At 32.5% G+C, this 13,816-nt stretch carries 15 protein-coding genes; all 15 read left to right on the forward strand.

Annotation, left to right across the window (positions count from 1 at the left end):
* On the forward strand, positions 1–282 hold a 282-nt coding region (locus P8M54_RS02905), incomplete at its 5' end, for an alpha/beta hydrolase (protein WP_300284902.1).
* Positions 283–285: 3 nt separating this feature from the next.
* Positions 286–891, forward strand: coding sequence for a 2,3-bisphosphoglycerate-dependent phosphoglycerate mutase (locus P8M54_RS02910; protein WP_300284905.1), 606 nt, complete (start codon positions 286–288; stop codon positions 889–891).
* Positions 892–969: 78 nt separating this feature from the next.
* Positions 970–1,710, forward strand: coding sequence for an HAD-IIB family hydrolase (locus tag P8M54_RS02915; protein ID WP_300284907.1), 741 nt, complete (start codon positions 970–972; stop codon positions 1,708–1,710).
* A gap of 77 nt (positions 1,711–1,787) precedes the next feature.
* Complete coding sequence (locus tag P8M54_RS02920) at positions 1,788–2,762, forward strand: ATP-dependent 6-phosphofructokinase (protein ID WP_300284910.1); 975 nt, start codon at positions 1,788–1,790, stop codon at positions 2,760–2,762.
* A 12-nt stretch (positions 2,763–2,774) separates the two neighbouring features.
* Positions 2,775–3,125, forward strand: a complete 351-nt coding sequence (locus P8M54_RS02925; protein ID WP_300284913.1) for a phosphomannose isomerase type II C-terminal cupin domain — start codon at positions 2,775–2,777, stop codon at positions 3,123–3,125.
* A 37-nt stretch (positions 3,126–3,162) separates the two neighbouring features.
* Positions 3,163–4,206 carry a pesticidal protein Cry7Aa gene (locus P8M54_RS02930; RefSeq protein ID WP_300284916.1) on the forward strand — a complete coding sequence of 348 codons (1,044 nt, stop codon included), beginning with the start codon at positions 3,163–3,165 and terminating at the stop codon, positions 4,204–4,206.
* Between the two features lie 74 nt (positions 4,207–4,280).
* On the forward strand, positions 4,281–6,605 hold the full coding sequence (locus P8M54_RS02935) for a glycosyltransferase (RefSeq protein WP_300284919.1): 2,325 nt from the start codon (positions 4,281–4,283) through the stop codon (positions 6,603–6,605).
* A 130-nt stretch (positions 6,606–6,735) separates the two neighbouring features.
* The gene (locus P8M54_RS02940; RefSeq protein ID WP_300284922.1) at positions 6,736–7,746 is read left to right on the forward strand and encodes a 2-hydroxyacid dehydrogenase; all 1,011 of its coding nucleotides are present in this window, start codon (positions 6,736–6,738) and stop codon (positions 7,744–7,746) included.
* A 165-nt stretch (positions 7,747–7,911) separates the two neighbouring features.
* A complete protein-coding gene (locus P8M54_RS02945) occupies positions 7,912–8,754 on the forward strand; it encodes an ATP cone domain-containing protein (RefSeq protein WP_300284924.1) in 843 nt (280 codons plus the stop codon).
* 13 nt (positions 8,755–8,767) lie between these two features.
* Positions 8,768–10,141 carry an MBL fold metallo-hydrolase gene (locus P8M54_RS02950; protein WP_300284926.1) on the forward strand — a complete coding sequence of 458 codons (1,374 nt, stop codon included), beginning with the start codon at positions 8,768–8,770 and terminating at the stop codon, positions 10,139–10,141.
* A gap of 21 nt (positions 10,142–10,162) precedes the next feature.
* Positions 10,163–10,699 carry an ATP-binding protein gene (locus P8M54_RS02955; RefSeq protein ID WP_300284929.1) on the forward strand — a complete coding sequence of 179 codons (537 nt, stop codon included), beginning with the start codon at positions 10,163–10,165 and terminating at the stop codon, positions 10,697–10,699.
* A 108-nt stretch (positions 10,700–10,807) separates the two neighbouring features.
* The gene (locus P8M54_RS02960) at positions 10,808–11,392 is read left to right on the forward strand and encodes a hypothetical protein (protein WP_300284932.1); all 585 of its coding nucleotides are present in this window, start codon (positions 10,808–10,810) and stop codon (positions 11,390–11,392) included.
* A gap of 6 nt (positions 11,393–11,398) precedes the next feature.
* The gene (locus tag P8M54_RS02965; RefSeq protein WP_300284935.1) at positions 11,399–11,701 is read left to right on the forward strand and encodes a phosphoribosylpyrophosphate synthetase; all 303 of its coding nucleotides are present in this window, start codon (positions 11,399–11,401) and stop codon (positions 11,699–11,701) included.
* A gap of 1 nt (position 11,702) precedes the next feature.
* Positions 11,703–12,440, forward strand: a complete 738-nt coding sequence (locus P8M54_RS02970) for a PPK2 family polyphosphate kinase (RefSeq protein ID WP_300284938.1) — start codon at positions 11,703–11,705, stop codon at positions 12,438–12,440.
* Positions 12,441–12,451: 11 nt separating this feature from the next.
* Positions 12,452–13,816 (forward strand): HAD-IC family P-type ATPase (locus tag P8M54_RS02975; protein WP_300284940.1); only part of this gene is annotated, 1,365 nt, incomplete at its 3' end.

The following is a 13,816-nucleotide window of genomic DNA, read 5'->3' on the forward strand; positions in this document are numbered from 1 at the left end:
TGGCAAAGTTATATTTATTCACTCAATGAAGTAATCCTTAAAACTGATTTATTCGCTTTAGTTAAAAACATAAAAGACAAAGAGGTATTATTCATACACGGAGAAAAGGACGCTACAGCACCTCTCGAAAATGCTTTAAGCTTATCGAAGAAATTTACAAACGCAAAAATTGTTACTTCTACTGAAGGTGACCATCAATTCTTTCTAAAAGAAGCCAATTTAGTATGGCAAACTATTCAGGAATTTAGCAATTCAAAAAAACATTTAGAAAAAAACAATTAAATAATGCCAACACTTATTATTCTTCGCCATGGACAATCTACTTGGAATCTTGAAAACAGATTTACAGGTGAAGTTGATATTGACCTTTCTCCGTATGGAGAAGCGGAAGCAAAACAGGCTGGTATTTTGCTAAAAAACTATAATTTAAAACTTGCTTTTACTTCAGTTTTGAAACGTGCGATACATACTTTATCAATAGTATTTAAAGAAATTAATAAGAAAATACCCGTCTTTAAGTCAAAAGCACTCAACGAAAGGAATTATGGCGATTTACAAGGCTTAAACAAAACCAATACCGAAAAGAAATTTGGCTCAGAGCAAGTGCATATCTGGAGACGAAGTTTCAATGTGCGTCCTCCAAACGGAGAAAGTCTAAAAGACACTTTTGATAGAACAATTCCTTACTATCTAAAAGAAATAGAACCGCAGCTACGAGCCAATAAAGATGTGCTCATAGTTGCTCATGGCAATAGTTTGAGAGCTATAATAATGTATTTGGAGAAAATCAGCGAAGCAGAAATTGTAAATATTACACTAGCTACTGGCAAACCTAGAGTTTATGAATTTGACACTGATATGAAATTACAAGAGGTTCATTATCTGTCTTAATACAATGCTTTTTATACAGTATTAAATAAAGGAATTTTTTAAAAACAGCATTTTAAAAAAAATAATAAACAAAGCACAATGAAAAAACTAGTCATTTTTGATTTAGATGGTACTCTTGCAGAAAGTAAATCTCCGATTGATGCCGAAATGCAAGTGCTGTTGCAAAAATTGCTCGGTATAATGAAAGTAGCTGTGATTTCAGGTGGTGATTGGCCGCAGTTCAAAAAGCAACTACTATCCGAATTTACACTAAATAATAGCTTTAACAATTTATTCATACTGCCAACATGTGGAACTAAATTATATGAGTATAATAAGGGTTGGAGCAAATTATATTCTGAAGATTTCTCGACAGCGGAAAAGGAAAAAATAGTTTATTCGCTGAACGAAGCTGCTGAAACTATTGATTTAAAAATAGTTAAAACATGGGGCGATGTTGTTGAGGATAGAGGAAGCCAGATAACCTTTTCAGCGTTGGGACAAGATGCACCTTTGGAAATAAAGAAACAATGGGATTCCTCTTTTGCGAAACGAAAAAAAATAAAGGAAATACTCGATAACCTTATTCCAGAATTTTCAATACGCTTGGGTGGCACAACATCGATTGATGTAACAAAACTTGGAATAGACAAAGCATACGGTATAAAAAAGTTACAGGATATTCTCGGAATAGCTTTGAATGAAATGGTTTTTATTGGAGATGCTTTATTTCCTGGAGGAAATGATTATCCCGTCAAAGAAATGGGAGTAACTTCAATTCAAATAAGTAATCCAGAAGAAACAAAGAAGATTATTGAAACAATAATTGCCATGGGATAGAAAAGTCTCAAGAAAACTATCGATACCAGTCCTGCAACTGATGCAGTGAGAATGGAAACTAATATAAATAAAGAGAAATGAATACTAATAAAATTAAACATATAGGCGTATTTACATCTGGAGGCGATAGCCCTGGGATGAACGCTGCATTATACGCAATAGCCAAGGCGACAGAAATAAATGGTATAAAATTGACAGGAATCCGTAAAGGATATGAAGGATTGATTGATGGAGATTTCATCACATTAAAATCTCACGAATTACAAAAATTGGCGCATACTGGTGGAACCGTTTTAAAAACAGCAAGAAGCAAACGCTTTATGGAACTTGAAGGTAGGCAAAAGGCCTTGGAGTCACTTAATATCCAAGGAATAGATTCAGTTATTGCCATTGGAGGAGATGGTACTTTTAAAGGACTATTGGCATTTTCAGAAATTTGCGACATTCCATTTATAGGCATTCCTGGAACTATAGACAATGATATTTCTGGTACAGATTATACACTAGGTTTTGATTCAGCTGTTAATACCGCAATTGAAAACATAGACAAAATAAAGGACACTGCCGAATCTCATAATCGTGTATTTATTGTAGAAGTAATGGGGAGAGATTCTGGCTATATTGCCCTTCATTCGGGGTTGACTACTGGTGCTGATGCCATATTGATTCCTGAAAGTGGGAAAGACTTTATCTATCTCTTGGATAAGGTAAAGAATTACGATAGCGAAGATGCCTTTCTTGTGGTAGTTTCTGAAGGTGATGAAATAGGTGCTGAACTTGTAGCATCCAAAATAAAGGAAGTCAATCCCAATGTCGATTTGCGTATTACACGATTAGGGCATGTGCAAAGAGGTGGAAATCCTTCTGCTTTGGATAGAATGCTAGGGATTAGAATGGGAGTAGCAGCAGTCGACGAAATTTTAAAAGGGAATAGAAATAAAATGGTAGGAATTTTAAACAATCAATTGCACCTAACTCTTTTTGAAGAAGTAGTCAAACAGCATCAAGTAAATGATGAGCTACAGGAACTTTTGGAACTATTTAGAAAATAAAAATGAAAAAAAATGAAAATTTATAAAGAAGAAAGACCTTGGGGAAACTTCGAACGCTTCACCCATAATGAAATCAGTACTGTAAAAATTCTTACTGTAAATCCAAATGAGGAATTAAGTCTGCAATACCATCATAATAGAGAAGAATTCTGGAAAATAATAGATGGAACAGGAATTTTTACAATTGGTGATACAACCAAAATTGGTAATAAAGGTGATGAATTTTTTATTCCAAAAGAAACCGTACACCAAATAAAAACTTCCAATACATCAGTAACTATAATTGAAATAGCTTTTGGAAATTTTGATGAAAACGACATTGTTAGGTTAAAAGATAAATACAACAGGATTAAACCTGAATAAATTTTTAACAAAAAATTTATTCAATTAAAACAATACTATGATAGCAGTAGAAAAACTAGGAGTTATATTAAGTCCAACAGATAAACCCTTTGAAAAAAACGGAGTACTAAACCCTGGGATATTCCAAGAGGGTGAACAAGTGCATATTTTTTACCGAGCTGTGGAAGATGGCAATTTTTCAACTATTGGCTATGCCAAATCAAACGGACCGTCCGATATTATTGAAAGGCTTGATCGACCATTTATTACCAGAGAATTTGATTATGAAAAACATGGCGTTGAAGACCCAAGGATAGTTAAGATTGATGGGATTTATTATATGACATATACAGCCTATGATGGAATCAATGCTATGGGTGCTTTAGCAGTTTCGAAAGACCTAAAACATTTTGAAAAAAAGGGAATTATAACGCCACCAATTAATTATAAGGAATACAAATATCATCTAGAACACTGTAATCAGGAAAAATTGAACCCTAAATATTATCATTATTACAACCTTTTTGCCCAAATAGGACTGGTAGAGGAAAAGCATAGGCTTTTAAGGGACAAAGATATTGTGCTCTTCCCTAGAAAAATAAATGAAAAATTTGTTATGCTGCATCGCATTTGGCCTGGTATTCAGATTGTACAGTTTGAGAAGTGGGAAGACCTGACCAAAGAATTTTGGGAAAATTATTTAAAAGATCTTTCCTCCCATATAATTTTGGATCCACTGTATAATTTCGAAGTAAACTATCTCGGGGCAGGTTGCCCACCCATTGAAACAGAAGACGGTTGGCTAATGATCTACCATGGTGTTTGTGAAACCAACATCGGAAAAACCTATCATGCCGCCGCTGCTCTTTTAGATATCAATAACCCTAAAAAAGTAATAGCCCGCTTACCTTATCCCATATTTTCCCCAGAAGCGGAATGGGAATTAAATGGTGTGGTAAACCACGTGGTATTCCCTACAGGAACCGCTTTATTTGATGATGATCTCTATATCTATTATGGGGCAGCAGATAAACATATTGCTGTAGCCAAATTAAGCTTAAAACAATTATTGGATGAATTAAAAAAGCATCCTTCACAGTAAGATAAACCAAACAAGACATCAATAAGTAATAACTGAATTAAAGTAACAAAACCTATTACATAAAAAACTAAATTATGGACGCAAATCTAAAAATGATACTCATTTCCTCCTTTCCACCCAGGGAGTGCGGCATTGCGACCTTTTCGCAGGATCTTTCCAATGCCTTGAGCAACATCTATGGCTGTACGCTGCCTGTGGAAATATATGCTTTGGAAAATGATATGGAACGATGTAAAGACAGAGATGATATTACAGATATATTGTACACTCCTACTTTGACCGAATATAGAAGAATAGCCAATGTTATAAATGAACGGAATGATGTAGGAATGGTTTGTATACAGCATGAGTTTGGGCTTTTTGGAGGTGACTATGGAGAACATATTTTGTCATTTATGCTGGCCGTAAACAAACCATTAGTTACGGTTTTCCACACGGTATTGCCCAATCCAGATAGCAAAAGGAAAAATATAATTGAGGCTATAAATAATTTTTCAGAAAAATTAATAGTACAAACCCATAACTCCCAAAAAATATTAATCGATGAATATGGGATTTCTTCAGAAAAAATTAAAGTAATTCCTCATGGTACGCACATTGTTTTATGGAAAGATAAGATGGCTCTAAAGGAAAAATTTGATTTTCAAGAAAAAATTGTCTTGTCCTCCTTTGGGCTAATCAGCGAGAACAAAAATATTGAAACGGTGCTTTATGCACTGCCAGAAATTGTAAAAGAACATACTAATGTACTATTTTTGATTTTGGGCAAAACCCACCCCGAGGTCTTTAAAAAAGAGGGGGAACAATATCGTGAAAAATTAATTTCTATTGTAGATAAACTCGGTCTTCAGAGCAATGTAAAGTTCATTAATAAATACCTAGAACTTCAAGAACTGATGGAATATCTTAATTCAACAGATATATACCTATTTTCTTCTAAAGACCCAAATCAAGCAGTAAGTGGAACATTTGTATATGCGATGAGCACAGGTTGTCCGGTGATATCAACACCGATTCCACATGCAAATGAGTTAATTGATGGGTCAAACGGAATATTACTACAGGGCTTTCATGATCCCGCACAGTTTCAAAAAGCTATTCTCTATTTAATTGAAAATAAAGAGGAAAGAGTAAATATGGGCAAAAATGCTTTTTCCAAAATGCGTGCTACCAGTTGGCAAAACGTTGCCATTGGATACGGCAAAGTGTTTGGAGAAGTGACTAATAAAGAGGAAGATTTAAGCTACCAACTTCCTGCAATAAACCCAAAGCATATTCAAGAACTTACTACCGATTTTGGCATGTTACAGTTTTCAGACTATAGCACACCTGACCCAAGTTCGGGCTATACTCTTGATGACAATGCCAGAGCATTGATTGCTATGACAATGTATTATAAATCACATAAAGACAAACAAACATTAAAGTTGATTACAACTTATCTGGATTTTATAGATAGTGTACAGCAAGATAATGGGTGGTTTCAAAATTATGTAGATTTTGACCAAAAATTATCCTCTCAAAATCTAGAAGTTAATCTAGAAGATGCTAATGGTCGCGCTTTATGGTGTTTAGGTTATGTATTTTCAAATAGTCAATTTTTACCAATAGCTATTACCAAAAAGGCAGAAAAATGTTTTCAAAAAGCATTACCAAACATTGCAAACTTTACTTCGCCCAGAGCTATTAGTTTTGCTTTAAAAGGGCTCTATTATTTTCATAAAACTTCAAATACTGATATTGAAAAAATCACACAACAACTGGTAGATAAATTAATGCGTTATTACGAGCTTACTTCAGAGCCAGATTGGAATTGGTATGAAGATTATCTTACCTATGCCAACAGTGTGGTTCCAGAAGCAATGATGTATGCCTATTTAATTTTAGGAAATAAAAAATATAAAGAAATAGCAGAAATAACCTTTGATTTCTTGTTGTCGCATTATTTTATGAAAGGCAAAATCCAAGTAATATCTAATAATGGTTGGTTCCATAAACGCAATCAACGTACTTTTTATGGAGAACAGCCTATAGAAATCGCATATACCATTTTTACCTTGGAACTATTTTTTGAAGTAACACAAAAAAGTAAATACAAAGAACAATTGCAAATTGCCTTTAGCTGGTTTCTTGGCAATAATCATCTTAATCAAATTATGTACAACCCAGTAAATGGTGCTTGTTATGATGGTTTGGAAAGGGGTCATATAAATATTAATCAGGGAGCGGAGTCTTCAATTTGTTATTTTATTTCTCGATTGATTATGAATCGTTTGGTAGCTAAAAGCACAGAACCATTTCAATTAAAAAAAGATAATTTATTTTTATGCGATTGTAATGATGAAAAAAAATGTAATCAACCTAAACATAGGATAATCAAAAAGCATTTAGTTATATAATAATAAAAAAATGAAGTTTAAGTTGAGTAGCATATATACAAAAATACTTTTTAAAAATGTTTAAACCCTTATTAAAAATAAAGAATTAAAGACCTCTTAATAATATTTGGTTTACAAAAACGGAAATATAATGAAAACAACAATATTCAGCACACATAAATTTGAAGAGCAATATCTTATCAAAGCCAATAATGGCAAACATCAATTAAAATTGCTTGAAAATCGGCTGACTGAAGATACCGTCATACTCGCTACAGGTTCTATAGCCATCAGTCTATTTACGAGCGACGATGCCTCGGCGCATGTTATTGAAAAATTAAGTGCTTTAGGTATTAAATACATTGCGCTACGTACTGCTGGGTATAACAATGTAGCATTAGAAAAAGCGACCGAATTGGGAATTCAGATTTCACGGGTTCCCGCCTATTCTCCATATGCCATTGCTGAACATGCCATTGCTTTAATATTAGCTTTAAACAGAAAATTAATTAAAGCCAATAATAGAGTTCACGAACAAAATTTTTCATTAAATGGACTAACAGGTTTTGACCTTAATGGAAAAACGGTTGGTATAATAGGAACTGGCAAAATTGGAGCAGTTATGGTTAAAATTCTTGATGGTTTTGGTTGTAAAATACTGGCTCAAGATATAGTTGCAGATAAAAACTTAATACATTTATATGGAGTTCAATATACAGATTGCGAAACAATTTGTAAGCAATCTGATATTATTAGTTTGCATTTACCATTAACACCTTCAAGCAAATATTTGATTAACAAGCAACATATTTCACTCATGAAACAAGGTGTGATGCTCATCAACACCAGTCGTGGTGGATTAATTGATACAAAAGCAGTTATAGATGGACTGAAAACTAAAAAGATTGGCTATTTCGGAATGGATGTTTATGAAGAAGAAGAAGGACTGTTCTTTGAAGACCATTCTGAAGATATATTACAGGATGATGTAATTGCTCGACTTATGACTTTTAATAATGTATTAATAACAAGTCATCAAGCCTTTTTAACAGAAACCGCTTTAACTAACATTGCTGAAACCACTGTTTATAATCTAGATTGTTTTGAGAAGCAAAAAATTTCTGGAAATGAAGTAAATATAATTGTTTTAAATAATAATTAAAATAAAAAACATATTAGTACCTATATAGATTTTCTGAAAACGGCACTAAGTAGCAGAACATTGTATTGAAATGACCAAACTATATAATTCTAAAATTCACTTTTTAAACTTAAGGAATGTTCCCGATTATTCCACATTTCCTGTAACAATAATACATATTTCAAAATGAAAAATATTATCAACATAGTAAAATATTCTGGAGAAATTGAAGCATTTGATTTAGATAAGATACAAAATTCATTAAGACGAGCAAAAACTGATGAGCCGCTTATTCTTAAAATTTCCGATGAAATTCAAAGCAACCTTAAAGATGGCATGACAACCAAGCAAATCTACAAGATGGCTTTTAAAATGCTTAAAGGTAAATCAACAGTAAGTGCTTCAAGGTATAAATTAAAAAAAGCTTTGATGGAATTAGGTCCTTCAGGATTTCCTTTTGAAAAATTAGTTGGTAAGCTAATGGAACATGAAGGTTTCACATCAGAAGTTGGTGTGATTGTTCAAGGTAATTGTGTGCAGCATGAGATAGATGTCATAGCTCAAAAAGATAACAACCATTATATGATTGAATGCAAATACCATAGTGACCAAGGCAGGTTTTGCAATGTAAAAATTCCATTATACATACATTCGAGATTTTTAGATGTAGAAAAACAATGGAAAAAACAACCAGGTCACAATACAAAACTTCACAAAGGATGGGTTTATACAAACACTAGATTCACAACTGATGCGATTCAATATGGTACTTGTGTAGGTTTAGGCCTTGCAAGTTGGGATTACCCTTCGGGAAATGGCCTTAAGGAAAGAATAGACAAATCAGGACTTCACCCACTAACTGCTTTAACAACCATAACAAAAAGCGAAAAAACAAAATTATTAGACAATGGAATGGTGCTCTGTAAAGAAATTCATGAAAACCCAACTATTTTAGACCAAATCGGCATACCAAAAGAAAGGCATAAAAACATTTTAGACGATTCAAAGGAACTATGTAATAACCATTAAATAATATTAACAAATGAAAAATAATAAAATTAATATTCACTTTTTAGGAGCAGCTGGTACAGTAACCGGCTCTAAATATTTAGTGGACACAGGAGAAAAAAAAATACTGATTGATTGTGGCCTTTTTCAAGGAATAAAAGAGCTACGTTTAAAAAATTGGGAATATCCACCAGTTGAAGTATCAGATATTGATATAGTATTACTAACTCATGGTCACATGGATCATACGGGTTATCTTCCAAGATTAGTTAAACAAGGTTTTAAAGGTACAATTTATGGAACTAATCCCACATTAGATATTGCAAAAATCATACTTAATGATAGTGCAAAAATACAAGAGCAAGAAGCCCAACGTGCCAATAAGGAAGGTTATTCAAAACACACCCCAGCTGAACCGCTATACGATTTAAAAGATGTAGAGAATACCATACCTCACTTTAAAGCGATACCTCAATCACAATGGATTCCACTATTTGATGGTATCAAAGCTCGATTTCAATATAACGGACATATTTTAGGTGCAACATTTATAGAATTGGATGTACACGGAAAACGGGTGGTATTTTCAGGAGATATTGGTAGAACAAATGATTTACTATTGTATCCACCTTTGAAACCAAAAAAGGCAGATGTCCTTTTCATAGAATCAACATACGGTGGAAGATTTCACCCAGATGAAATAGAAGCTATTCCACAAATTGAAAAATTAGTAAATGAAACCATTAACAATGGTGGTAGTTTATTCATTCCAAGCTTTTCAGTAGAAAGAGCGCAACTAATGATGTTCATTTTTTGGAGATTACTCAAAGAAAATAAAATACCAAAAGTTCAAATGATTATGGATAGTCCAATGGGAGCTAATGTTTTGGAACTATTTCACAGAACAAGAGATTGGCATAAATTAAAAGACAATGAATGTGATGAAATGTGTGCTAACTTCACTGTTGTGAGTAGTTATCATGAAACAATGGAATTACGGGCTGATAATAAACCAAAAATTGTAATAGCAGGAAGCGGAATGCTTACAGGAGGAAGAATGCTCAACTATCTTGAAACACAATCGCAAAACCCTAACAACACCTTGCTTTTTGTTGGATACCAAGCTGAAGGAACTCGTGGCAGAAAATTATTAGAAGGCTCTAAAGAATTAAAAGTTTATGGAAAATGGGTGCCATTTAATATGAAAGTGGCAGAAATTGAAGGTTTATCGGCTCATGCAGACCATACAGAACTAATAGATTGGATGAGTAAAATAAAGAAAAAACCAGAAAGAATTTTTATAGTACATGGTGAGAACGAAGGTGCTGTGGCATTGCAAAAAGGGATAAAAGAAAGTTACGGTTGGGATGCAGAAATACCTCAATTGTACAGTATTGAAGAAATATAATGTTGAAACAATTTTAATAGGATGAACAAAACAAAACAGACAAACTGGTATGTTATCACTGGTGGTCCAAGCACAGGTAAAACTACAATAATTGATTTACTTCAAAAACAAGGATATAGTACTACAATAGAACATGCTAGACATTACATTGATACAATGCATGATGAAGGACATACTATTGAAGAAATTAGGAGTAATAAAAGAAAATTTCAATTAGGTGTTTTAGATATGCAAATGGAACAAGAAGCTTCACTTAAAGAAAAGGATATTGTTTTTTTAGATAGAGCAATTCCAGATGCTTTAGCTTATTATCAATTCTTGAAATTAGATTATGATGAAAAATTGATAAATGCAATAAAAGAAGTTTCATATAAAAAAATTTTCATTTTAGATAGGTTGCCTTTTACAAAAGATTATGCGAGAACAGAAAATGAAGAGGACCAAAAAAATATTCATCAGTTAATAATTGATGTATATATAAATTTAGGTTTTTCGATTGTCTTTATTCCTGTTTTACCTCCTTTAGAAAGGGTTGAATATCTATTAAATAATTTATAAAAAATGTCAAATATTAAAAAAAAATATAATTGTAATACCAAATCCATTCTATCCTATTTATGTCTTTTCATATTGTTTATTTGTACAAGTGCAAAATCTCAAAACAACATGTTTTTAGAACAAATAGATGGTAGAACTATCGTAAGAGAGAATTATAATGATAAAGGCGATTTGTTAAATAAGCAACTTTTTGAAGCTGGAAAAATCACTAAAAAAAAGGATTATTATGAAATAAAAGTAACAACCACTTTATATGATAAAAATAAATTACTAAAAGAAAAATACACTACAACATATAAATGCGAACCAGAAAAGTTTAGTATTGTTTTATTTGTTTTTCCGTTTGCAAATCCAAAATCAAAAGAAACCGAAATCAGTACAAAATCAACAAATTTTAAAGAATTGTACAATATCGAAAAACTAAAGAATGTTGATTTAGACATAAGTTTTGATTCAGGATTGATGAATTTTTTTGGTTCAAAGAGTACCATCAAAATTTACGATAGAAAAAAAGAAATTAATGATAACAATTTAAGCATAAAGTCAAAAATAAGTATCAAAGCATATGCGTTTGGTATTAGAGTAAAACAATTGAATTATACGTTAACTGAAAAATTAAATGCAAAAGGATTGCTTTCCTTTCAAAAATTTATCGAAAAGGATGGCAGTTACTTCACAATGGACTATAAATAATAAAAAATGAAACATTACGACACTCTTTCAGAAGCAATAAACGATTTAATAAGTAAAGGGTACACCTACGACTTCAATTTGAATCATGATTGCATAAAATGTACTTCACTTAAAATTGAAATTCATCCAGAAGATTTTGAAATTGATGCGTTTTATCGATTTGAGGGAATGAGTAGTACGGACGATAATAGTATTTTATATGCAATATCATCTAAAGGCGGAATGAAAGGGCTATTGGTAGATGCTTACGGTGTATATAGTGAAAGTTTAAATGAAGAAATGATACAAAAACTTACAATAAAACAGTAACATGAATAATCTAAATAATATTTCTGTTGAACCTATAAAAAATCTTTCTAAAGAAGAGATAAAAGAGGCATTAAAAAAGATGCGAAAAGAACTTTTTGAACTTCAAAACAAGTTTTATGCAGACGGAAGGTTTGGCTTGCTTATAATATTACAAGGTATGGACACTTCTGGTAAAGATGGTACAATAAGACACGTTTTTAGTAGCATGAATCCACAAGGTGTACAAGTGAAATCTTTTAAGAAACCAACTGAAGAAGAATTAAATCATGACTTCTTATGGCGAATATATCCACATATTCCACCAAAAGGGATAATTCAGATTTTCAATCGTTCCTACTATGAAGATATAATTATGCCAATAATAGAAAACACAAATTCTGATAATATGATATTGCATCGCTGTAAGTTTATTAAAAGTCTAGAGGAACATTTAGAGCAAAACAACATTACAGTAATCAAAATTTTTTTACATATATCAAAAGAAGAACAAGAAAATAGAATTCAAGAAAGATTAACCAAACCTCATAAGCGTTGGAAATATAGCAAAGAAGATACTAATGCGGCTAAATTATGGGATAAGTATCAAACCGCTTACAATAGCATAATTAATAATTGTGATAACCCTGATTGGAATATAATACCTGCAAACAAAAAATGGTATCGTAATTATCAAGTAGCAAAAATACTAACAGAACATTTAAAAAAACTTAATCTAAAATATCCAGATAACAATAACTAAATAACTACAATATGGAAAATCATAAAGAGCACGAAAACCAAAAAATGGATCATTCTAAAATGAATCATAAAACAGAAGACCACTCCAAAATGGATCATGGAAGCGAAGGTCATTCCGGTCATGATGTAAATTCACCTATGGGAATGGCAGGACACGACCATCATAAAATGATGGTAAAAGATTTTAGAAAACGATTTTTGGTATGTACAATTGTAAGTATTCCTATCCTATTCTTATCGCCAATGATACAGGGTTTTTTTGGTTATGATTATTTATTGCCTGGCAATCCTTATATATTGTTTGCTCTTTCCTCTTTTGTATATTTTTGGGGTGGATGGCCCTTTCTGAAAGGGTTTGTTAATGAAATAAAAGCCAAAGGACCTGGTATGATGACCTTGATTTCTATGGCAATAAGTGTCGCTTATTTTTATAGTACAGCAACTGTTTTCGGGCTTAAAGGCGAAGATTTTTTCTGGGAATTAAGCACCCTTATTGTTATTATGCTCTTGGGTCATTGGTTGGAAATGAAATCTGTCTTGGGTGCCTCAAAAGCCTTGCAACTATTGGTAAGCATGCTTCCTTCCGAAGCGCATAAAGTTGTTGGAGATAAAATTGAAGACGTGAGTTTAGATAGCCTTGTAAAAGACGATATCATCTTAATAAAACCTGGTGAAAAAGTACCAGCAGATGGTTCCATAACAGAAGGTTCTAGCTATTTAAACGAGTCGATGCTTACTGGAGAATCTAAACCTGTAAAAAAAGGATTAGATGATAAAGTTATAGGTGGTTCTATTAATGGAAACAGTACCTTAAAAGTAAAAGTAGTGCATACTGGAAAGGACAGTTATCTTAACAAGGTAATTAAAATGGTTGATGAGGCGCAACGTACCAAATCAAAAATGCAAAACCTTTCTGATAGAGCTGCGAAATGGTTAACATACGGAGCTTTGGTTATTGGTTTTGGAACACTTGCAGTTTGGTTAATTTTAGGCTTTCCATTTGTTTATGCACTAGAACGTATGGTAACGGTAATGGTTATTGCTTGTCCACATGCATTAGGTCTTGCAATACCTTTAGTAGTTGCTATTTCAACTGCGGTTTCTGCACAAAACGGTTTGTTAATTAGGAATAGAACTGCCTTTGAAGAATCACGAAAAATATCAGCTATATTATTTGATAAAACAGGAACATTAACTAAAGGTGATTTTGGTGTAACTCGTATTGAATCCGTTAACGATTCTTATGCTGTATCTGAAATCTTGCGTTTAGCAAGTGCCTTAGAACAAAGTTCGGAACATCCTATTGCAGTTGGAATTATTAAAAAGGTAAAGGCAGACAATATGGATGTTCCTAAACCTGAAAACTTCAACTCAATT

The organism is Flavobacterium sp., from assembly GCF_029242675.1.
GTDB lineage: Bacteria > Bacteroidota > Bacteroidia > Flavobacteriales > Flavobacteriaceae > Flavobacterium.